Source organism: Gallaecimonas zhanjiangensis (assembly GCF_057624825.1).
This window is the reverse complement of the sequence record NZ_CM172603.1, coordinates 3145765-3165344: the sequence shown is the minus strand read 5'-3', so window position 1 is coordinate 3165344 and position 19580 is coordinate 3145765. Positions and strand designations below refer to the sequence as shown.

The window sequence follows — 19580 nt, the reverse complement described above, 5'->3', positions numbered from 1 at the left end:
AGACAACCGACAGGATTTTCCATGAGCATGACCAGCGCTGATATACGTGACGCTTTCTTGAACTTCTTCAAGGACAAAGGCCACCAGATCGTGCCTTCCAGTTCCTTGATCCCGGCCAATGACCCCACCTTGCTGTTTACCAATGCCGGCATGGTGCAGTTCAAGGATGTTTTCCTTGGCTCCGACAAGCGTCCCTACAGCCGAGCCACCAGCTCCCAGCGCTGCGTTCGCGCCGGTGGTAAGCACAACGACCTGGAAAACGTCGGTTACACCGCCCGTCACCACACCTTCTTTGAAATGCTGGGCAACTTCAGCTTCGGCGATTACTTCAAAGAAGGCGCCATCCAGTATGCCTGGGAGTTTTTGACCGACGTGGTCAAGCTGCCCAAAGAAAAGCTCTGGGTCACAGTGTACGAAACCGATGACGAGGCCTATGACATCTGGGCCAAGGACATCGGTGTGCCGACCGACCGCATTATTCGCATCGGTGACAACAAAGGCGCGCCTTACGCCTCTGATAACTTCTGGTCCATGGGCGACACCGGCCCCTGCGGCCCTTGTACCGAGATTTTCTACGATCACGGCGAGCACATCTGGGGCGGCCCTCCGGGAACCCCGGAAGAAGATGGAGACCGTTACATCGAGATCTGGAACATCGTGTTCATGCAGTTCAACCGCCATAGCGATGGCCGCATGGACCCGCTGCCCAAGCCCAGCGTCGATACCGGCATGGGCCTGGAGCGCATCAGCGCTATCCTGCAGCATGTGCATTCCAACTACGAAATCGACCTGTTCCAGCACCTTATCAAGGCGGCGGCTGGCATCATCGGCACCACCGACCTGGAAAACAAATCACTGCGGGTAATCGCCGACCACATCCGTAGCTGCTCCTTCCTAGTGACCGACGGCGTTATGCCGTCCAACGAAGGCCGCGGTTATGTGCTGCGCCGCATCGTGCGCCGCGCCGTGCGTCACGGTGCCCAGTTGGGCGCCAGCGAGCCCTTCTTCTACAAGCTGGTGGCGGCCCTTGGCGAGGTGATGGGCGATGCCTATCCCGAACTCAAGGAAAAGCAGGCCATCATCGAAAAAGCGCTGCTGATGGAAGAAGAGCAGTTCCGTAAAACCCTGGAGCGCGGTCTGAAACTGCTGGACGAAGCCCTGGCGGAAATTGACGGTACCGTCATTCCCGGCGACGTGGTGTTCAAGCTCTATGACACCTACGGCTTCCCGGTGGATCTGACCAACGACGTGGCCCGTGAGCGCGGCTTGACCCTGGACGAAGCCGGGTTTGAGACCGCCATGGAAGCCCAGCGCCAGCGCGCCAAGCAGGCTTCCAACTTTGGCGCTGACTACGGCAGCCGCCTGAGTCTGGATTGTGAGACCCAGTTCTCCGGTTACGACGGGGTCCGTGACGTATCCCCGGTGGTGGCTCTCATCAAAGAGGGTGAAGAAGTGCAATCGGCCCAGGCCGGCGATCAGGTACTGGTGGTGCTGGAGCGCACGCCTTTTTACGGCGAGTCCGGCGGCCAGGTGGGCGACACCGGCGAGCTAAGCAGCGACGGTGTGCGCATTGCCATCAGCAACACCACCAAGAATGCCAATGCCTTTTTGCACCACGGTAAGGTGCTGGAAGGTAGCGTCAGCTTGGGCGACAAGCTAAAAGCCGAGGTGGATAAAACCCGCCGCGACGCTATTCGCCTCAACCACAGCGCTACCCACTTGGCCCACGCCGCCCTTCGCAAAGTGCTGGGCGAGCACGTCACCCAAAAAGGCTCGCTGGTGGACCCTGAGCGCCTGCGCTTTGACTTCTCCCATTTCGAAGGGGTCAAGGACGCTGAGATCGTTGAGATTGAGCGCCTGGTCAACAACGAAATCCGTGCCAACCACGCCGTTACTACTCGCCTGATGCAAATCGACGAGGCCAAGGCCGCTGGCGCCATGGCGCTCTTTGGCGAGAAGTACGACGACGAAGTGCGTGTGGTGCAGATGGGCGATTTCTCCACCGAGCTGTGTGGCGGTACCCATGTCAGCCGTACCGGCGACATTGGCCTCTTTAAAGTGGTGTCCGAAGCCGGTATTGCCGCCGGTGTGCGCCGCATCGAAGCGGTGACCGGTGAAGGCGCCCTGTCCTGGCTGCAAGGGCGCGAGCACATGGTCGGTAGCCTGGCGGCCAGCCTTAAAACCGACGTTGCTGGCCTGCCCGAGCGTTTCGCCCAGCAGCTGGATCGCACCAAGCAGCTGGAAAAGGAACTGGAGAAGGCCAAGGCGCAGCTGGCGGCTCAAGCTGGCGCTGCCCTTGCCGAACAGGCCGAGGAACTTGGCGGTATCAAACTGCTGGTTGCCGAGCTGCCTGGCGCCGACCCCAAATCCCTGCGCGAGCTGGTCGACAAGCTCAAAGACAAGCTAAGTGGTGAGTCGGTGGTGGTACTTGGTGTACCTGGCGACGATAAGGTGAGCCTCATCGCCGGTGTCTCCAAAGGCCTGACTGGCAAGGTTAAGGCTGGCGAGCTTATCGGCATGGTAGCGGCCCAGGTGGGCGGTAAGGGCGGTGGCCGCCCTGACATGGCCCAGGCCGGCGGTAGCGATGTTGCCGCCCTCAAGGGCGCCCTGGCCTCGGTTAAGGACTGGGTACAGGCACGGCTCTAAATGGCCTTGTTGGTTCAGAAGTTCGGTGGCACCTCGGTCGGCTCCTTGGTGCGCATCGAAGCCGTTGCTGAACGCATCATCAAGAGCCGTCGACAGGGCCACGACCTGGTGGTTGTGGTCTCAGCCATGAGCGGTGAAACCAACCGCCTTATCGCCATGGCTCAGGCGTTGTCGCCTGAGCCAGACCGGCGCGAATTAGATGTACTGCTGGCCACCGGCGAGCAGACCACCATTGCTCTTTTGGCCATGGCCCTCAAGGCCCGCGGCCAGCCTGCTGTTTCCCTGACCGGCGACCAGGTCCGTATCCATACCGACCACCGTCACGGCAAAGCCCGCATCGAGCGTATCGACACCACTGTAATCAACCAGGCGCTGGCCCGTGGCCAAGTAGTGATTGTGGCTGGCTTCCAAGGCCGAGGCCCCGACAACGCTATTACCACCCTGGGCCGTGGCGGCTCCGATACCACGGCCGTGGCCCTGGCGGCGGCGCTCAAGGCCGAGGAGTGCCAAATTTTTACTGACGTGGACGGTATCTACACCACAGACCCACGGCTCGAACCCAAGGCGCGGCGCCTTGAGTACATCGATTTCGAGTCGATGCAGGCCATGGCGGCCCTAGGCGCCAAGGTGCTTGAGGTGCGCTCGGTTGAGCACGCCGGGCGCCACAAGGTCAAACTCAGGGTGCTATCGAGCTTTGCCGAACACAGCGCCGGCACCCTGATGACCTTTGACGAGGCGGCGCCCCAGGGCATTAGCGGCATTGCCTGCTGCTTGCAGTCGGTGCTGGTAACAGTCAAAGGGCTGGCACCCGATGGCCAGCAGGTGCGGCCCCTGCTGGAACCGCTTATCGATGCCGGTATCGATGTGGATATGCTCAGTGGCGCTGATGATGCGAGTAATGGCTTGGTTTTTACTGTACCCTTGGGCGACTTTGGCCAGGCCCTCCCCATGTTGCAGGCCAGTGCGGCAGCGATGGGGGCTATCGATGTTTTACATCGCCAGGAAGTGGCCAAGGTGTCTGTTATCGGTAATGATGTTGGCATCAGGTCCGATATCGCCACTATCGCCTGTGGGGCGTTATCTGATAAACAGATAGAGGCACGGCATTTCCTTACCTCGGCCAGGCGCCTAACCTTGGTTCTGGCGCAGCAGGATATGGCGCAAGCAGTGAGAATTTTGCACCACACCCTGATCGGCGCGTAGTCCGGTTAATGACCTGCAGGTGAATGTTCGGCCAATTTTCTTGAGGTTCAAGGGGTTGGCTTTATACTAAGCTACGAATGAAGCAATTTGAGCGGCTTTCATTGCAAGGAGCAAAGCGATGTTGATTCTGACTCGCCGTGTTGGCGAAACTCTGATGATTGGTGACGAAGTCACCGTGACTGTACTGGGTGTTAAAGGTAATCAGGTACGCATTGGTGTGAACGCACCTAAAGAAGTGTCTGTTCACCGTGAAGAGATTTATCAGCGTATCCAGGCAGAAAAGGATCCCGAAGACACGAACGGTAATTATTGATCGCTTTCTTCGCTGTCGATTCCTGTTAACGGCAACCTTTTCAACAAGGTTGCCGTTTTTCTATCCGCTTTGTTTAAAGGCTGCGCAACCAACCCGGATGTCCGGAAAAAGTGTTTGACTTGCCAAGTCGTTCCGGTAGTATTCGCATCCGTCGAGGTGAGGTGGCCGAGAGGCTGAAGGCGCTCCCCTGCTAAGGGAGTATGGGTCAAAAGCCCATCGGGGGTTCGAATCCCCCCCTCACCGCCATCGACGCTTTCAAGATGCGACCATAGCTCAACTGGATAGAGTACCTGGCTACGAACCAGGCGGTTGGAGGTTCGAGTCCTCCTGGTCGCGCCATCTTGAAATGTGTTGAATAGCGCTTACCCTTGGTAAGCGTTTTTTGTCTGAAGACTGCGACCATAGCTCAACTGGATAGAGTACCTGGCTACGAACCAGGCGGTTGGAGGTTCGAGTCCTCCTGGTCGCGCCATTCAGATAAAAAACAACCAAAATTTGCGACCATAGCTCAACTGGATAGAGTACCTGGCTACGAACCAGGCGGTTGGAGGTTCGAGTCCTCCTGGTCGCGCCATATTAAGAAAAACCCGCTCACCGAGCGGGTTTTTTGCATTTCAGACCCAGCGTCTTTTCTTAACCCATCTCAATGGTTCTCTATAGCGCTCTGAGCGGCTATAAGCTGTCTTAGCTGCTAAGGGCTGCCAGCGCCTTGTGCTTGGCTTTACTTAGCCGTGTGGGGTGATAAACACCATCAGGGTCATAAAGCCTATCAGCAGGGCGCTGATGGCGATTATCCAGTAAAAGCCGATGCGGCCCTTGGCAAAAGGAATGTGGAAGTAGCGCATCACCAGATACCAAACGATGCACAGCAGCAGTGGAACAAGAAAGAGTCGGCTCATAATGCACTGATAAAAAAGGGCGGTAAGCCAAAAGCTTACCGCCCTTGTTGGCCTATAGCACCAGTTTAGGCGCTTTGGGCGTTTTGTGGCAGCGCCTGGGTCCGGCTCATGTCCACCTGCTGCTCGCTCTTGCCCACTACTAGCGCCACCATCATGTCACCGGTGACATTGGTGGCGGTGCGCATCATATCCAGCACCCGGTCAATGGCGGCGATAAAGGCGATGCCCTCCAAAGGCAGACCAACGGCGTTGAGGGTAACGGTGAGCATCACCATGGCGGTGCCGGGCACGCCAGCGGTGCCTACCGAAGCCAGGGTGGCGGTCAGGGCAATCATCAGGTACTGGGTCCAATCCAGGGGAATGCCGTAGATGTGGGCGATGAAGATGGCGCTGATGGCCGGGTAGATACCGCCGCAGCCGTCCATGTTGATGGTGGCGCCCAGCGGCAGCACGAAGCTGCTGTATTTGGGCGATACATGGAGGTTCTCGGTCACCACCTTGGTGGACATGGGCAGGGTGCCGTAGCTCGACGAGGTGGTAAAGGCCACCATCTGCGCCGGAAACACCGCCTTGAAAAACCGCAGCGGGCTAAAGCCGGCCAGTTTCACTAGGCCGCCATACACCACGAAGATATGAATAAGGCAGGCGATGTAAATCGCCGCTACAAATTTGGCCAGCGGCAGCAGTGCGGCCAGGCCGTAAGCGCCCACCACCCAAGCCATCAACCCAAAGACGCCGATGGGCGTCAGTTGAATAACAAAGCGGGTGATCTGAAACATCACCTCACTGCCGGCCACGGCAAACTTACGCACCGGCTCGGCCTTTTCTCCCACCACATTGATGGCGATTCCCACCAGGGCGGCAAAGACGATGAGCTGCAGGATGTTGCCGTCGGTCATGGCTTTGATGGGGTTGGCAGGCAGGAAGTCGAGAAACACCTGGCTGACCGAGGGGATGTGTTTGGGGGTAAAGTTGCCAGGAAGCAACTGCTTGCCAAAATCCCAGTTAAAGAGGCTGCCGATGGCCATGCCCAGCAGGGAGGCGATAAGGGCGGTGAGCAAAAACAGCCCGATGGTTTTCAGGCCCAGGCGTTTAAGGTTGTCGCCGCCGCCCATGGCGGTGACCGAGCTGATGATGGCAAATAGCACTAATGGCACCACCAGCATTTTAATCAGCCGGATAAAGGCGTCACCCAAGGGTTTGAGGTAATCGGCCTTCTCGCCCAGCACAACCCCGGCCAGTACCCCCAGCGCAAAGCCTGCCAGTACCTTTTGCCAGAGGGGAATTCGGTTCCATAGCGCAAACATTTTGTTCCACCCTTTGTTATGCCCGAACATAGGCAAAGGAGGAATAGTAGGAAAATCAGGGGATAGAGGACAATTCGCTTACGTTCTAAGCTAAGAACCCTTTTCTCAAAAAGACCGATTTTACGTGATCGCCCTCGCAAAGATTTTGCATCCGGGGGGTGTCACAGATTACGCTTAGCCACTTGGTAACAGCCAGCCGGGAGTTGCCTTGTTTTCAATCTGGGCCTTAGATTGTTGCAAGCCCGGCACAAATGGGAAGGTTTTCTTTGCTCAATCAGTTGCAACGCCGTCTTGACGATCTGGCGGCCCAGAATGCATTGCCCCTGTTGTTTACCCCCAAGCGCGGTGTAGAGCGGGAAGCGTTGCGGATCACTGCCCAAGGTGACATGGCCGTTTCTGCCCATCCCCAGGCGCTGGGCTCTGCCCTGACCAACGAATTTATCACCACCGACTTTGCCGAAAACCTGCTGGAGTTCATCACCCCGGTCACCGACTCGGTCGAGCAGTTGATGGCGTCGCTGAACGACATCCACGTTTTTACCCTCAAGCACCTGGGGCAAGAGCGGCTCTGGCCGCTGTCCATGCCGTGCTATATCAGTGAACCTGACGCCATTCCCCTGGCCAACTACGGCAGCTCCAATATCGGCCGTATGAAGCGGGTTTACCGCGAAGGCCTGAAGAACCGCTACGGGCCGGTCATGCAGCTCATTGCCGGTGTGCACTACAACTTCTCCCTGCCGGAGGACTTTTGGGCTCACTGGCAGCAGGGCAGCCAGTCCGACGCTTACATGGGGCTGCTGCGCAATTACCGCCAGTTGGTTTGGGTGCTGCCTTACCTTTTTGGCGCCTCGCCGGCGCTGTGTAACTCCTTCCTTGGCGGGCGTGAGCACCATCTGCCGTTTGAAAAAAGCGCGACCGGCAGCCTCTATCTGCCTTATGCCACCTCGCTGCGTTTGTCAGACCTGGGCTATACCAGTTCGGCCCAAGCTGGGCTTCGTATCGACCACAACAGCATCGATGGTTATATCCGTGATTTACGTGCCGTTATTGCCACCCCCAGCGACGAGTTTGCCAAAATCGGCGTGAAGGTTGACGGCCAGTATCGCCAGCTCAACGCCAACCTGCTGCAAATCGAGAACGAGCTTTATGCACCCATCCGCCCCAAACGGGTGAGCGAGAGCGGTGAAAAGCCCTCCGAGGCCCTGGCCCGTGGCGGCGTACAGTACATCGAAGTGCGGGCCCTGGATGTCGACCCGTTCAGCCCCACCGGGGTTGATAGCGACACCGTGCGCTTTATGGATATCTTCCTGCTGGCCTGCCTGCTACTGGATGCCGAGCATTTGGATAACACTCAGTGGAGCGAGAACCTCGCCAACTTCCAAGCCACGGTACTGGAAGGGCGCAAACCCGGTTTGATGCTCAAGCGCAAAGGGCAGCCCCTGGCTATGGCCGACTGGTTTGCCGAGCTGATGCCGGTTTGGCAGCGCATTGCCGAAGGCCTCGATGCCCAGCAAGGCGGCCGCGCCTATCAAGACAGCCTGAACGTGCAGCGCCGTAAGATAAGCGACTCGTCCCTGACGCCCTCGGCAAGGCTGCTGGCAGCCATGAACAGCAGCACTGATGGCCGCCTTGGGGTGGCGCTTGCCGACGCGCACCGCAGCACTTTGCTGGCGAGCCCCTATCAGCGTTGGAGCGAGGTCTTCTTCGAGCAAGAAGCGGCAAGGTCCCTCGCTGCCCAGGTGCAGCTTGAGGCCAAGGACGAGGTGCCCTTCGATGAGTTCCTAGCCGATTACTTCCATAACGCCAAAGCCGGCGTCGCCTGATAAAAAAGCCCCGCAACTGCGGGGCTTTTTTATGCCAGGGCCTGGGCCAGGTCTTCTTTTAAGTCTTCCACGTCTTCGATACCCACCGACAAGCGCACCAGGCTATCGCTAATGCCAAGGGCCAAGCGCTCTTTTACCGGAAAGGAGCCGTGGCTCATCTGGGCGGAGATATTGATCATGCTCTCCACGGCGCCGAGGCTGTCGGCCAGCACGAAGTAGCGGCAGCGCCGGGCCAATTCCTCGGCCTTTTGCTGGCTCTCAAGCTCAATGGTAATCACGCCACCGTAGCCGTCGCTTTGCTTGTCGTGCACCGCTTTGCTGGCGGCGTCGGCAAAGCCCGGGTAGTACATCTTTTTGACCGCCGGGTGGTCCTTGAGCCAGTCGGCCAGCACCCGGGTGTTGGCCTCAATGGCCTCCATACGCAGCCCAAGGGTGCGCATGCCGCGGATCAGCAGGAAGCTGTCCTGAGGGCCGAGGATGGCGCCTATGGTGTTTTGCAGGCGCTTGATGCGCTTACCGTAGATATCGTCGCGGGTGACCACCAACCCTGCCATCAGATCGGAATGGCCGCCCAGGTACTTGGTGGCGCTGTGAATAACGATATCGGCGCCATGGGCCAGGGGGTTTTGCCAATAGGGGGTAGCAAAGGTGTTGTCTGCCACCAGGGGAATATCGTGGGCTTTGGCTATCTCAGCCATGGCGGCGATGTCGGTAACTTTTAGCAGCGGGTTGGACGGCGTCTCGATATAGAGCATTTTGGTCTGCGCTGTTACTGCTGCTTTGACCGCGGCGCTGTCGCTGGCGTCGACAAAACGAATGGCCACGTTCATTTGGCTGAGCACCTGCTCAATGACCCTGAAGGTACCGCCGTACAGATCGGCACAGATCACCAGTTCATCGCCGCTTTTGAGCATCATCAGCACAGTGGTAATGGCTGCCATGCCGGTGGCGAAGGCAAAACCGCGCTGGCCGCCCTCCAGATGGGCGATGAGGTCTTCGAGGTTCTGGCGGGTCGGGTTGCCGCCACGGCTGTACCTGAACTCGCTGTCGTTACCGATATGGGTAAAGGAGCTGCTCTGGTAGATAGGGGGACTGATGGAGCCCATGGCATCATCATGGTGGTGACCATGAATAAGGGCTGTTTTCTTGCGCATCCTGGCCTCGGTCTTGCGTTAGGGTGCTAACAGCATACCGATAAAAAAAGAGGAGGCCAGTGGCCTCCTAACAGGAAAGATGTCATGAAAAAGAAAGTTTGCTGCTTTCACTACATCTGAGTACCGGCAGCCAATAAAGTTCCGGGCTGCTATTGCCGCCCGTTCAGTTATGTCTCAGGCACAAATCGCGGGCAAAAAAAGAGGAGGCCAGTGGCCTCCTTACAGGGAAAGATGTCATGAAAAGAAAGTTTGCTGCTTTCACTTCATCTGATTGCATCTGGCCGGGAAAGTTCCGGTAGCCTGTTGCTGCTTATTCAGCTAAATGCCAGGCAAAAAAAGGGAGGCCATAAAGGCCTCCATCCAGGGATATGACATGAAATGTTTGCTGCTTGCGGTAATTTAGAGGCACTTGCCTTGAGAAAGTTCGCCAGCTCTGGCAACTTTTTTGCGAATTTATTGGAAGACGTTGTTAATGAAGAAATTTCTATGGCTGTTGCCGGTACTTATTCTTGCAGGTTGCGCCACGGCGCCCCCTAAGCACCCCGATAACCTGTGCTCCATCTTCAGGGAAAAGGACGACTGGTACGACGCCGCCATGGACGTACAAAAAAAATGGGGGGTACCGCCCCACATCCCGTTCGCCATGCTGTATCAGGAGTCGAGCTTTCGCCACGACGCCTTGCCGCCTCGCGATTACCTGCTGGGTTTTATCCCCTGGGGCCGGGTCTCCAGCGCCTATGGTTATGCCCAGGCCAAGGAAGACACTTGGCAAGATTACATGCGCGAGACCGGCAACTGGGGCGCCGACCGCGACGATTTTGACGATGCCCTGGATTTCATGGGCTGGTTTATCGACAAAACCCGTAAGCTCACCGGGGTCTCCAAATGGGACGCCTACGGCCAGTATCTTGCCTACCACGAAGGCTGGGGCGGTTATAACCGCAAGAGCTACAACAAAAAGCCCTGGCTCAAACAGGTGGCCCGCAAGGTGGAAAGCCGCGCCAAAACCTTCTCTAAGCAATACTGGGGCTGTAAAGATGATTTGAAAAAAGGCTTCTGGGATTGGTTCTAAGGAGCAGAAAAAAGGCCGCGGATGCGGCCTTTTGGTCAGTCTCTTTTGAACTGCGGCAGGATGCGCGCCGTTTTGACCATGTTGTCCTTCACATCCATGATCTCCAGCGGGTAGCCCGCCAGACGGATGGAGATATTGGCCTCGGGGATCTCCTCTAAATGCTCGAGGATCAGGCCATTGAGGGTTTTGGGGCCGTCGGTGGGGAAATCCCAGTTCATTTCCTTGTTCAGCTCGCGAAGAGAAATGCCCCCTTCCACCAGATAGGAACCATCGGGCTGAGGCACTATCTCCTCATGAGCAGATGGCGCCTGATCGGTGGTGAAGTCGCCGACGATCTCCTCAAGGATGTCTTCTAGCGTCACCAAGCCCTGAATATCGCCGTATTCGTCCACCACCAGGCCAATGCGTTCCTTGTTGCGCTGGAACTTCAAGAGCTGCACGTTAAGGGGCGTGCCTTCGGGGATGAAGTAAATCTCCCGCACCGCCCGCAGCAGCGCCGACTTGGTGAACTGGTTTTTCGACAGCAACCGCAGGGCGTCGCGGGCATGGACAAAGCCCACGGCATCGTCGATGTTGTCTCGGTACAGCAGCACCCGGGTGTGCTGGGCGTGGGTCAGCTGCTTGACGATGGTGCTCCAGTCGTCGTTGATGTCGATGCCTTTGATGTCGGAGCGGGTGGTCATTACGTCTTCGACCTGCACCTTCTCAAGGTCGAGGATGGACACCAGCATGTCGCGGTGGCGCCTTGGGATCATGGCGCCGGCTTCGGCCACCACGGTGCGCAGCTCTTCGCTTGAGAGGCTATCGCCGCCGCCAGTGCTGGGGCGGATGCGCAGCACAGCCAACAGGCCATTGGAAATACCGTTTACTACCCACACCAGGGGGTAGAACACTTTCAGCAATACCTTGAGGACGATGGACGCCGGAAATGCCACTTTCTCGGGGTAGAGGGCGGCCAGGGTCTTGGGGGTGACCTCGGCAAACAACAACACCGCCAGGGTCAAAACGATGGTGGCCAGCAAGATCCCCAGGCCACCCATCAGGCGTTCGCCAAGGATGGTGGCAATAGCCGAGGCACCGATGTTGACCAGGTTGTTACCGATAAGAATGAGGCCGATCAGGCGGTCGGGGCGTTCCAGCAATTCGCTGGCACGTTGGGCACTGCGTTGGCCTTCCTTGGTGAGATGCCGTAACCGATAACGGTTAAGCGACATCATGCCGGTTTCAGAGCTGGAGAAAAACGCCGAAAGCAGGATGAGTACCACGAGGGTAATAACTAAGGTACCCGTCGATATGTCGTCCAAAAGGGGTGTCCTTTAAAAATACAGGAACACCCATTTTACTACGCGAAGGGGGGGCTGTGATCAAGACCGCAGTATCACTTCCTGGACAAATCGGCTGCCAAAGTAGGCCAATGTCAGTAAAAACGCCCCTGCAAGGCAGGCCCACACCGCGCCTTTACCCCGCCAACCATGGCGATAATGGGCATAAAGAGCGCTGGCATACACCACCCAGGCCATCAGCGACAGTACCGTTTTGTGGGCGGTGGCCTTGGCGAACATGGCACCAAGGAACACAAAACCGGAGCCCAGGGCCAAGCTCAGCACAATCAAACCCACCAGCATCAGTTGGAACAGCTGGCGCTCCACCGTCATCAGCGGCGGCAAGAAGGCGGGCAGGGCAGAGAGGCGGCGCGACTTGAGCTGGCGGCGGATAAAAGCCATCTCCAGGGCGTACAACGCGGCGATCACCATGATGGCGTAAGCAATCAGGCTAAGGGTGATATGCACCACCACTTCCGGCTCGGTGCGCAGGTGCAGCATCCATTTTACCGGCACCAGCCAGGCGGCCAGCACCACCAAAGACGCAAAACCGTGGACAATGGGCATCAGCTGCAACACCGGCAGGCGCATTGCCGCCGAGGTCATCAGCATTACCACCACCCAACTGGACATGGACGCCACGTTCACCACCCCGAGGTTTTCACCGTCGCCGGTGGTGATGAGGATCATCAAACTGGCCAGGTGAGCACCGGCGGCGGCAAAGCCCAAAGACACCGTATGCACGCGGTTGGGGCCTGCATGTGCGAACAGGCGGCTGGCGGCCAAAATGGCAGACAGGGCGTAGAGCACAGCGGCAAGCAGGGAGAATATAGAGGTCAACATGGCCTGGAACGCTTCCTTTTTATGAAGGGCCATTCTACGGGACGGCTTTTGTAAAAGTGAATAGCGGTGTTTCGGACTGGCCCGGTGTTTGGGGTATACTGCCAGGCAGTTACGCATCCTGGGATAAAGCATCGATGTTTGAGAATCTTTCCGACAGGCTTACACGCACCCTGAAAAACATCAGTGGCCGCGGCCGCCTGACCGAAGACAACATCAAGGATACCCTGCGCGAAGTGCGCATGGCGCTGCTGGAGGCCGACGTGGCCCTGCCGGTGGTGCGCGACTTCGTGGCCAAGGTCAAGGAACGGGCCCTGGGGGCCGAGGTCACCAAATCCCTGACCCCGGGCCAGGTCTTTATCAAAATTGTGCAAAGCGAGCTTGAAGCCGCCATGGGCGAGGCCAACGAGGCCCTCAACCTGGCCGCCCAGCCGCCGGCGGTGGTGCTGATGGCCGGCCTGCAAGGTGCCGGTAAAACTACCTCGGTCGGCAAGCTGGCTCGCTTCTTAAAAGAGCGCCACAAGAAGAAGGTGATGGTGGTCAGTGCCGACGTTTACCGTCCGGCCGCTATCAAGCAGCTCGAAACCCTGGCCAGTGAAGTGGGGGTGACCTTCCACCCTTCCGATATCTCCCAAGACCCGGTTGCCATCGCCAAAGGCGCCATCGACGCGGCCAAGAAAGGCTTTTACGACGTGCTGCTGCTCGATACCGCCGGCCGTTTGCACATCGACACCGAGATGATGGGCGAGATCCAGCGCCTGCATAAAGCGGTCAACCCGGTGGAAACCCTGTTTGTGGTTGACGCCATGACCGGCCAGGACGCAGCCAACACCGCCAAGGCCTTCCACGAAGCCTTGCCGCTCACCGGCGTCATCCTTACCAAGGTCGACGGTGACGCCCGTGGCGGCGCCGCGCTGTCCATCCGCACCATCACCGGCAAGCCCATTAAATTCCTGGGGATGGGTGAGAAATCTGACGCCCTCGAGCCTTTCCACCCTGACCGGGTAGCCTCGCGCATCCTCGGCATGGGCGACGTGTTGTCGCTGATCGAAGAAGTCGAACGCAACGTTGATAGGGACAAAGCCGCCAAACTGGCTGAAAAGGTCAAAAAGGGCAAAGGCTTTGATCTCGAAGACTTTCGTGAGCAGCTCGAGCAGATGAACAACATGGGCGGCATGATGGGCATGCTCACCAAGCTGCCGGGCATGGGCCAGATCTCCGAGCAGATCAAAGGCCAGATGGACGACAAGATGACCAAGCGCCTGGGCGCCATCATCAGCTCCATGACCCCGGGTGAGCGCCGTACTCCCGACATCATCAAAGGCGCGCGCAAGCGCCGCATCGCCGCTGGCGCCGGTGTGGAAGTGCATGAAGTGAATAAGCTTTTGAAGCAATTCACCCAGATGCAGAAAATGATGAAAAAGATGTCCGGCAAGGGCGGCATGATGAAGATGATGCGCTCCATGAAAGGCATGATGCCGCCTGGCGGCATGCCCAAATTCTAAGCCGTAAAAAAAGGTGGCCTGGGCCACCTTTTTTGTTTCTTTGCCCCCTTCACCGCCTTTTCTTGCAAAAGCGAGCAATCTGAGTAAAATTGCCGGGCTTTACAGCATGGGTCCCCTCGTGGGCCCGCCATTCACTTGTATCAACCAAGAGGACGGTATGGTTACCATTCGTTTGGCACGTGGCGGCGCTAAAAAGCGTCCGTTCTATCAAGTTGTCGTTGCTGACAGCCGTTACTCCCGCGACGGGCGTTTCATCGAGCGCGTTGGCTTCTTCAACCCTGTAGCCCGTGGCCAGGAAGAGAAACTGCGTCTGGACGTGGATCGCATCACTCACTGGGTTTCCCAGGGTGCTTCCATGACCGATCGCGTTGCTCAACTGGTTAAGAGCAACAAGGCTTAATAGCCTTAAGTTTTTCGGTAGAGGTAAGGGCTTTTCATGGAAAAGATCACTGTTGGCAAGCTCGGCGCGCCTTACGGCATCCGAGGTTGGGTAAAAGTGAATTCCTTCACCGATGACCCGGAAAACATTTTTTCCTACCAACCCTGGCTCTTGGGCCGTGATGGGACCTGGCAGGAAACCGGCATCGTCAAATGGCGACGCCACAACAAGGGCCTCGTTGTGCTCTTGGACCAAATTACCGATCGCAATGGCGCTGAGCTTCTGAACGGCCTGGACATCGCTGTCCCCGCCGAGCAGCTGCCGGAGCTTGCTGAGGGTGACTTCTACTGGCGCGACCTGGAAGGGCTCCGCGTGGTAAACCTCCAGGGTTACGACCTTGGCCAGGTAGACCACCTGATGGAGACCGGCTCCAACGACGTGCTGGTGGTGAAAGCCAACAGCCGCGACAGCTTTGGTCAACGTGAACGATTGATCCCCTTCGTCATGGATCAGTTCATTAAAAAGGTCGACACCGATACCGGTGTCATCGAAGTGGACTGGGATCCCAGCTTCTGATGAAGCTGGCGATAGTGACCCTTTTCCCTGACATGTTTCGGGCATTGACCGACCATGGTGTGATGGGAAAAGCCATCGACAAAGGTTTATTGCAGCTGGAGTGTATTAATCCTCGTGATTTTACCTCCGACAAGCATCGCACCGTGGACGACCGGCCTTATGGCGGCGGCCCCGGCATGCTGATGAAGGTCGAACCGCTGCAAGCCGCCATTGCTGCCGCCAAAAGCGCAGCGGGCGAACAGGCTAAGGTGGTCTATCTTTCCCCCCAGGGGCGAAAGCTTGACCAACACGGCGTCCGAAGCCTGGTCCAGGCCAAAAACCTGGTCCTGGTGTGTGGCCGCTACGAAGGCATAGACGAGCGGGTGATTGAATCCCTGGTGGACGAAGAATGGTCCATCGGTGATTACGTCCTCTCGGGTGGGGAACTCCCCGCCATGGTACTGATTGATGCGGTTGCCCGGCTGGTGCCGGGGGTACTGGGTCATGAACAGTCCGCCGAGGAAGACTCCTTCGCGACGGGGCTACTTGATTGCCCCCACTACACGCGACCGGAAGTCCTTGACGGGCAACAGGTACCTGATGTGCTTTTGAGCGGTGACCACGAAGCCATCCGCCGCTGGCGCTTGAAAGCGTCACTGGGGCGGACCTGGCAGCGGCGTTCGGATCTGCTGGACAACCTAGCTCTGACTGACGAGCAGGAAAAACTTCTTGCTGAATTTATCCGCGAACAAGCGGATCACTGTTAAGTCTCAGTTACACCTAGGGAACTTGAAATTATGAGCAACATCATCAAGCAACTTGAAGACGAGCAGCTGAAACAGGACGTCCCCGCTTTTGCACCGGGCGATACCTTGGTTGTTTCCGTCCGTGTTAAAGAAGGCGATAAAGAGCGTCTGCAGGCCTTTGAAGGCGTGGTTATTGCTATCCGTAACCGCGGTCTGCACTCTGCTTTCACCGTTCGTAAGATCTCTAACGGCGAAGGCGTTGAGCGCGTATTCCAGACCCACAGTCCTCTGGTCGCTAAGATCGAGGTCAAGCGTCGTGGTGACGTCCGTCGTGCCAAGCTGTACTACCTGCGCAGCCGTACCGGTAAGGCCGCACGTATCCGCGAGAAGCTGACCACCAAGTAATGGTCGCTGTATAAAGCTGAAAGCCCCGCCACCTGGCGGGGCTTTTTTGTGAGCGTCTACCCATATAGACGCCTAGATGTATCTCTTATGTTGCCATTTGGTTTTTTTTTCATAATCCTGACTGCTTCGCTGCAAGGGAGGGGTTATGGAACACAACAGCGCCACGATGCTGGCCGAGCCGGGTGCCGCGCAACGTTTTGCTGCCCACTACGGTGAGCTGAACCAATTAGCCAGGCAGAAACTGGCGGCCACTTCTTCCCTTACCCTGATTGACGTCTCCTCTCTGGTACACGAAACCTACCTGCGCATGGAGCGCTGTGGCGAGTTGCCGGTGGACAGCAAAGGCAGCTTTCTTGCCTACAGCGCCACGGTGATGCGCTCGGTTTTGATGGATTACCTGCGAGAAAAAGGCGCGCTCAAGCGCGGCAGCGGCAAGCGGGCTCTGACCTTGGTTACCGAACTCAATCCCCTGCAAAGCCAAGACTGGGATGTTGAAGCCCTGGACCGCGCCCTGGCGCAGCTGGCCGATATCGACAGCCGTGCCCATCAAGTGGTGGAGATGCGCTTTTTCGGCGGTTTTTCCCTCGATGAAATCGCCGAGCATCTGGGGGCGTCCAACGTTACCGTTTGGCGCAGCTGGGAGAAGGCGCGGGCTTTTCTGTACCAAAAACTCCATGGCTGAGCTGAATTCCGCCCAATGGGCCGAAGCCCTTGAAGGTTATGCGCAGCTTATCGAACTGCCTGAAGCCGAGCGTCAGCAAGCCCTGGCAAGTTGGCCCTGCAGTGACGATACCATTCGTACCCAGATGGGCGTTTTACTGGGGGTGGCAACCCAGCTGCAGGAAGCGCGGTTTCTCGACAGCCCCTTTTCTGACTGGCTGGAGCGCAGCGGCCTGAACATGGCCGGCCACCGGGCTGGTACGGTGCTTGGCAATTATCGCCTTGAGCGCCAGCTTGGCAGCGGCGGCATGGGGGAAGTGTGGTTGGCCGCAAGGGCCGACGGCCTCTATCAGGGCCAGGTGGCGCTGAAGATCCTGCACGGTCACCTGCACAGCCCCGTTATCAAAGAGCGTTTTTTGCAAGAAGCGGCGATCCTCGCCAAGCTGGCGCACCCGCATATCGCCAGATTACTTGACGCTGGCGCCACGGCGCAGGGCCAGCTGTATCTGGTGCTTGAACATGTTGCCGGTGAGCCGCTTGACCAATGGTGTGAGGCGCGCGACCTGGACATCAACGCTCGCCTGGCCCTGCTGCAACAGGTGGTGCAGGCCTTGTCCTTTGCCCATGCCCACCTAGTGGTGCACCGGGATCTCAAACCCTCCAATATCCTGGTTACCCTGGATGGCTCGGTAAAGCTGCTGGATTTTGGCATCGCCAAGCTGGTTGACCCGGGTAAGCAAGCCGAGCTGACCCAATCCGGGCAGCGGGTCTTCACCCCTGAATATGCCGCTCCCGAGCAGCGCCGTGAAGGCAATATCACCACTCTCACCGATGTCTACGCCTTGGGAATGCTGAGCTACCGCCTGCTGGCGGGGCGCCTGCCTTTTGATGCGCTGCCTCAGGAATGCAGTGCTTTTCCGCTGATGAGCCAGCGCGTCGAGCCCTTAGGGCTTGGCCGGCGCCTTGCTGGGGATCTCGATAACATCGTGGCCAAAGCCATCGCCGTTGAGCCGACGGAGCGTTACCCCTCGGTGGTGGCCATGAGTGAAGACATTCAGCGCCACCTTCAGCACCAGCCCATCATGGCCAAAGCCCCTGGAGCCTGGTTAAGAGCCAGCAAGTTTTTGCGCCGCAATCGGCTCGCCGTAGGGGTAAGTGCGCTGTTGGTCTCGGTGGTGGTAACAGGCACCGGCGCCGTGGCCTGGCAGGCTCATCAGGCCCATCTGGCGGCAAATGTGGCCAATGTGCAACGCGAACGCGCCGAGCAGGTAAAAGACTTTTTGGTGTCGGTGTTCAGTGAAATGGACCCCTTGAGCCGCATGCAGCCGGAGCAGCGCAGCCCCCAGCAACTGGTGCAGCGGGCCGTAGCAAGGCTGCAAAACGAGTTCGACAACCAACCGGCGCTGCGCGCCGAGCTTTATGGCGACCTTGGCGAGATCCAATTTAGCCTGGGGGATTTTGAGGCAAGCCAGCAGGTACTTGAGCGCGCCCTGACCGAGCAGCGGCTGCGCTTTGGCAACCAAAGCCTGGAAGTGGCGCTGACTTTATACCGATTGGCCGCCGTGCACTTTGCCAGAGACCGCCGCCTGGACGCCGAGGGCGATCTGAACGAAGCCCTTGCCATTTTGACCGGCTTGGGCGCCAGTCATGGCGCCGATGCGGCAAGGGTCAAGGCGCGGCTCGCCAGCTTTTTGGCTCAGCGTGAAGGAGTCAAAGACAGCAGCCTGCAACTGATCAACCAAGCCTATCAAGACGCCCTGGCCAGCGGCGATACCAGCTCCACCCTGGTGGCCGAAGTACAGGCCCAGCGCGGCGAAATGCTGCTGCGTGCCCGCCATGTGGACACCGCCAAGGCGGCGCTCCTTGATGCCATCAGCCGCTACCGCCAGGTGCTGGGCAAAGACGCTATTGCCCAGTGGAAGCCGCTGTCTTTCCTTGGCAAGTTGCAGGCGAGTGCCGGGCATTTTGAGGATGCTTTGCAAAGCTTCGATACCGCATTGGCCCTGTTATCACCGCAAGTGCCGGTGCTGAGCCGGGAGGTGGCGTCGCTGCTGCTGGACAAAGGCAATGTTTATCAGCGCCAGGGCCAGTTTGACACTGCCGAGACCTTCTACGCCGAGGCTGAGCGGCGCGTGCCTGGCAACGCTGACGATGTGATGCGCCGGCTGCTCACCGAGCGAGCCGAGCTCTACTTTCAGATGGAACAGGATGAAAAAGCGGAGTTTTATTATCGCCGGGCCTATGAGCTTAAAAGGGATACCTTAGGTCCGCACAGTTTCTCGGTGCCGCTGGCTGCCTCCGAGTGGGGCAGGGCGTTAGCCGTGCTGGGGAAAGTGGACAAAGCCATCGAGCTGCAAACCGGCGCTCTGGCCGCCATAACCGCTTTGGAAGGCCGCGATGCTTACCATAACTGCCTGGTGCTCGATGCCCTTGGGCAAACCATGGTGGTGGCCGGTCGTTACGTTGAGGCCGCGCAATATCAGCGCCGCGCCCTTGAGCTAACGGAAATGCGTTATGCCCGCAGCCATAAGGTGTGGGCCGAACGCGCCTGGCTGCTTATCAAAAGCCTGGCGGCGCAGCCCGGAGCGGCGCCGGCCCGTGAGGCATTGGGGCTGCTCGATGGCGCCATGGCGGTGCTGCAGGGGCTAGATGCCAGTGATGATCGCTTGCCCTTTATGCACCAGCTGCGCCATACCCTGGCCTTGCAGGAAAAGGGAAATCGCGCCGAAGGTTAGATCTTGGTCACGAAAA

General features: G+C 58.2%; 17 protein-coding genes and 4 tRNA genes. 16 read left to right on the top strand and 5 right to left on the bottom strand.

Annotated features, from left to right (window positions below):
- Positions 1-21 precede the first annotated feature (21 nt).
- The 7 genes from alaS (at position 22) to AC22G1_RS14985 (ending at position 4736) form a co-directional block, all read left to right on the top strand.
- Positions 22-2646, top strand: a complete 2625-nt coding sequence (gene alaS, locus AC22G1_RS15015; protein WP_487314088.1) for an alanine--tRNA ligase — start codon at positions 22-24, stop codon at positions 2644-2646.
- Positions 2647-3849: an aspartate kinase gene (locus AC22G1_RS15010; RefSeq protein ID WP_487314087.1), complete on the top strand. Its 1203-nt coding sequence runs from the start codon at positions 2647-2649 to the stop codon at positions 3847-3849.
- A gap of 118 nt (positions 3850-3967) precedes the next feature.
- A complete protein-coding gene (csrA, locus tag AC22G1_RS15005; RefSeq protein WP_487314086.1) occupies positions 3968-4162 on the top strand; it encodes a carbon storage regulator CsrA in 195 nt (64 codons plus the stop codon).
- A 155-nt stretch (positions 4163-4317) separates the two neighbouring features.
- Positions 4318-4408, top strand: a tRNA-Ser gene (locus AC22G1_RS15000).
- Positions 4409-4424: 16 nt separating this feature from the next.
- Positions 4425-4501: transfer RNA gene (locus AC22G1_RS14995), tRNA-Arg, on the top strand.
- A 56-nt stretch (positions 4502-4557) separates the two neighbouring features.
- Positions 4558-4634: transfer RNA gene (locus AC22G1_RS14990), tRNA-Arg, on the top strand.
- Between the two features lie 25 nt (positions 4635-4659).
- A tRNA-Arg gene (locus AC22G1_RS14985) sits at positions 4660-4736 on the top strand.
- Positions 4737-4887: 151 nt separating this feature from the next.
- Here AC22G1_RS14985 and AC22G1_RS14980 read toward each other — a convergent pair.
- A complete protein-coding gene (locus AC22G1_RS14980) occupies positions 4888-5061 on the bottom strand; it encodes a hypothetical protein (RefSeq protein WP_487314085.1) in 174 nt (57 codons plus the stop codon).
- 65 nt (positions 5062-5126) lie between these two features.
- Positions 5127-6368 (bottom strand): dicarboxylate/amino acid:cation symporter, encoded by a 1242-nt coding sequence (locus tag AC22G1_RS14975; protein WP_417357346.1) that lies wholly within the window; start codon positions 6366-6368, stop codon positions 5127-5129.
- A 251-nt stretch (positions 6369-6619) separates the two neighbouring features.
- On the opposite strand from AC22G1_RS14975, the gene gshA reads away from it, so the two are divergent.
- Positions 6620-8191 carry a glutamate--cysteine ligase gene (gene gshA, locus AC22G1_RS14970; protein ID WP_487314084.1) on the top strand — a complete coding sequence of 524 codons (1572 nt, stop codon included), beginning with the start codon at positions 6620-6622 and terminating at the stop codon, positions 8189-8191.
- 29 nt (positions 8192-8220) lie between these two features.
- Here the strand turns inward: gshA and AC22G1_RS14965 are convergent, their stop codons facing one another.
- A complete protein-coding gene (locus AC22G1_RS14965) occupies positions 8221-9345 on the bottom strand; it encodes a trans-sulfuration enzyme family protein (RefSeq protein WP_487314083.1) in 1125 nt (374 codons plus the stop codon).
- 472 nt (positions 9346-9817) lie between these two features.
- Here AC22G1_RS14965 and AC22G1_RS14960 point away from each other — a divergent pair, with 472 nt between their 5' ends.
- Positions 9818-10417 carry a transglycosylase SLT domain-containing protein gene (locus tag AC22G1_RS14960; RefSeq protein ID WP_487314082.1) on the top strand — a complete coding sequence of 200 codons (600 nt, stop codon included), beginning with the start codon at positions 9818-9820 and terminating at the stop codon, positions 10415-10417.
- A gap of 35 nt (positions 10418-10452) precedes the next feature.
- Here the strand turns inward: AC22G1_RS14960 and AC22G1_RS14955 are convergent, their stop codons facing one another.
- Positions 10453-11721, bottom strand: coding sequence for an HlyC/CorC family transporter (locus AC22G1_RS14955; RefSeq protein WP_487314081.1), 1269 nt, complete (start codon positions 11719-11721; stop codon positions 10453-10455).
- A gap of 60 nt (positions 11722-11781) precedes the next feature.
- Positions 11782-12582, bottom strand: a complete 801-nt coding sequence (locus AC22G1_RS14950) for a cytochrome C assembly family protein (protein WP_487314080.1) — start codon at positions 12580-12582, stop codon at positions 11782-11784.
- Positions 12583-12716: 134 nt separating this feature from the next.
- On the opposite strand from AC22G1_RS14950, the gene ffh reads away from it, so the two are divergent.
- The 7 genes from ffh (at position 12717) to AC22G1_RS14915 (ending at position 19564) form a co-directional block, all read left to right on the top strand.
- The gene (gene ffh, locus AC22G1_RS14945) at positions 12717-14084 is read left to right on the top strand and encodes a signal recognition particle protein (protein ID WP_487314079.1); all 1368 of its coding nucleotides are present in this window, start codon (positions 12717-12719) and stop codon (positions 14082-14084) included.
- A gap of 157 nt (positions 14085-14241) precedes the next feature.
- Positions 14242-14484, top strand: coding sequence for a 30S ribosomal protein S16 (gene rpsP, locus AC22G1_RS14940; protein ID WP_050658512.1), 243 nt, complete (start codon positions 14242-14244; stop codon positions 14482-14484).
- Positions 14485-14520: 36 nt separating this feature from the next.
- On the top strand, positions 14521-15039 hold the full coding sequence (gene rimM / locus AC22G1_RS14935) for a ribosome maturation factor RimM (RefSeq protein WP_050658303.1): 519 nt from the start codon (positions 14521-14523) through the stop codon (positions 15037-15039).
- A complete protein-coding gene (gene trmD, locus AC22G1_RS14930; protein ID WP_487314078.1) occupies positions 15039-15785 on the top strand; it encodes a tRNA (guanosine(37)-N1)-methyltransferase TrmD in 747 nt (248 codons plus the stop codon). The genes rimM and trmD overlap by 1 nt, the downstream gene beginning before the upstream one ends.
- A gap of 30 nt (positions 15786-15815) precedes the next feature.
- Positions 15816-16169 carry a 50S ribosomal protein L19 gene (gene rplS, locus AC22G1_RS14925; protein ID WP_050658305.1) on the top strand — a complete coding sequence of 118 codons (354 nt, stop codon included), beginning with the start codon at positions 15816-15818 and terminating at the stop codon, positions 16167-16169.
- Between the two features lie 145 nt (positions 16170-16314).
- On the top strand, positions 16315-16851 hold the full coding sequence (locus AC22G1_RS14920; RefSeq protein WP_487314077.1) for an ECF-type sigma factor: 537 nt from the start codon (positions 16315-16317) through the stop codon (positions 16849-16851).
- Positions 16844-19564 (top strand): protein kinase domain-containing protein, encoded by a 2721-nt coding sequence (locus AC22G1_RS14915; RefSeq protein ID WP_487314076.1) that lies wholly within the window; start codon positions 16844-16846, stop codon positions 19562-19564. Before AC22G1_RS14920 ends, AC22G1_RS14915 begins: the two co-directional genes overlap by 8 nt.
- Positions 19565-19580 lie beyond the last annotated feature (16 nt).

What these genes read in the sequence shown, in the direction of transcription:
- rpsP (WP_050658512.1), top strand. Translation starts at nt 14,242, where the DNA reads ATGGTTACCATTCGTTTGGCACGTGGCGGCGCTAAAAAGCGTCCGTTC.
- AC22G1_RS14965 (WP_487314083.1), bottom strand. Translation starts at nt 9,345, where the DNA reads ATGCGCAAGAAAACAGCCCTTATTCATGGTCACCACCATGATGATGCC.
- gshA (WP_487314084.1), top strand. Translation starts at nt 6,620, where the DNA reads ATGGGAAGGTTTTCTTTGCTCAATCAGTTGCAACGCCGTCTTGACGAT.
- AC22G1_RS15010 (WP_487314087.1), top strand. Translation starts at nt 2,647, where the DNA reads ATGGCCTTGTTGGTTCAGAAGTTCGGTGGCACCTCGGTCGGCTCCTTG.
- ffh (WP_487314079.1), top strand. Translation starts at nt 12,717, where the DNA reads ATGTTTGAGAATCTTTCCGACAGGCTTACACGCACCCTGAAAAACATC.
- AC22G1_RS14960 (WP_487314082.1), top strand. Translation starts at nt 9,818, where the DNA reads ATGAAGAAATTTCTATGGCTGTTGCCGGTACTTATTCTTGCAGGTTGC.
- csrA (WP_487314086.1), top strand. Translation starts at nt 3,968, where the DNA reads ATGTTGATTCTGACTCGCCGTGTTGGCGAAACTCTGATGATTGGTGAC.
- alaS (WP_487314088.1), top strand. Translation starts at nt 22, where the DNA reads ATGAGCATGACCAGCGCTGATATACGTGACGCTTTCTTGAACTTCTTC.
- AC22G1_RS14980 (WP_487314085.1), bottom strand. Translation starts at nt 5,061, where the DNA reads ATGAGCCGACTCTTTCTTGTTCCACTGCTGCTGTGCATCGTTTGGTAT.
- trmD (WP_487314078.1), top strand. Translation starts at nt 15,039, where the DNA reads ATGAAGCTGGCGATAGTGACCCTTTTCCCTGACATGTTTCGGGCATTG.
- AC22G1_RS14950 (WP_487314080.1), bottom strand. Translation starts at nt 12,582, where the DNA reads ATGTTGACCTCTATATTCTCCCTGCTTGCCGCTGTGCTCTACGCCCTG.
- AC22G1_RS14915 (WP_487314076.1), top strand. Translation starts at nt 16,844, where the DNA reads ATGGCTGAGCTGAATTCCGCCCAATGGGCCGAAGCCCTTGAAGGTTAT.
- AC22G1_RS14920 (WP_487314077.1), top strand. Translation starts at nt 16,315, where the DNA reads ATGGAACACAACAGCGCCACGATGCTGGCCGAGCCGGGTGCCGCGCAA.
- rplS (WP_050658305.1), top strand. Translation starts at nt 15,816, where the DNA reads ATGAGCAACATCATCAAGCAACTTGAAGACGAGCAGCTGAAACAGGAC.
- rimM (WP_050658303.1), top strand. Translation starts at nt 14,521, where the DNA reads ATGGAAAAGATCACTGTTGGCAAGCTCGGCGCGCCTTACGGCATCCGA.
- AC22G1_RS14975 (WP_417357346.1), bottom strand. Translation starts at nt 6,368, where the DNA reads ATGTTTGCGCTATGGAACCGAATTCCCCTCTGGCAAAAGGTACTGGCA.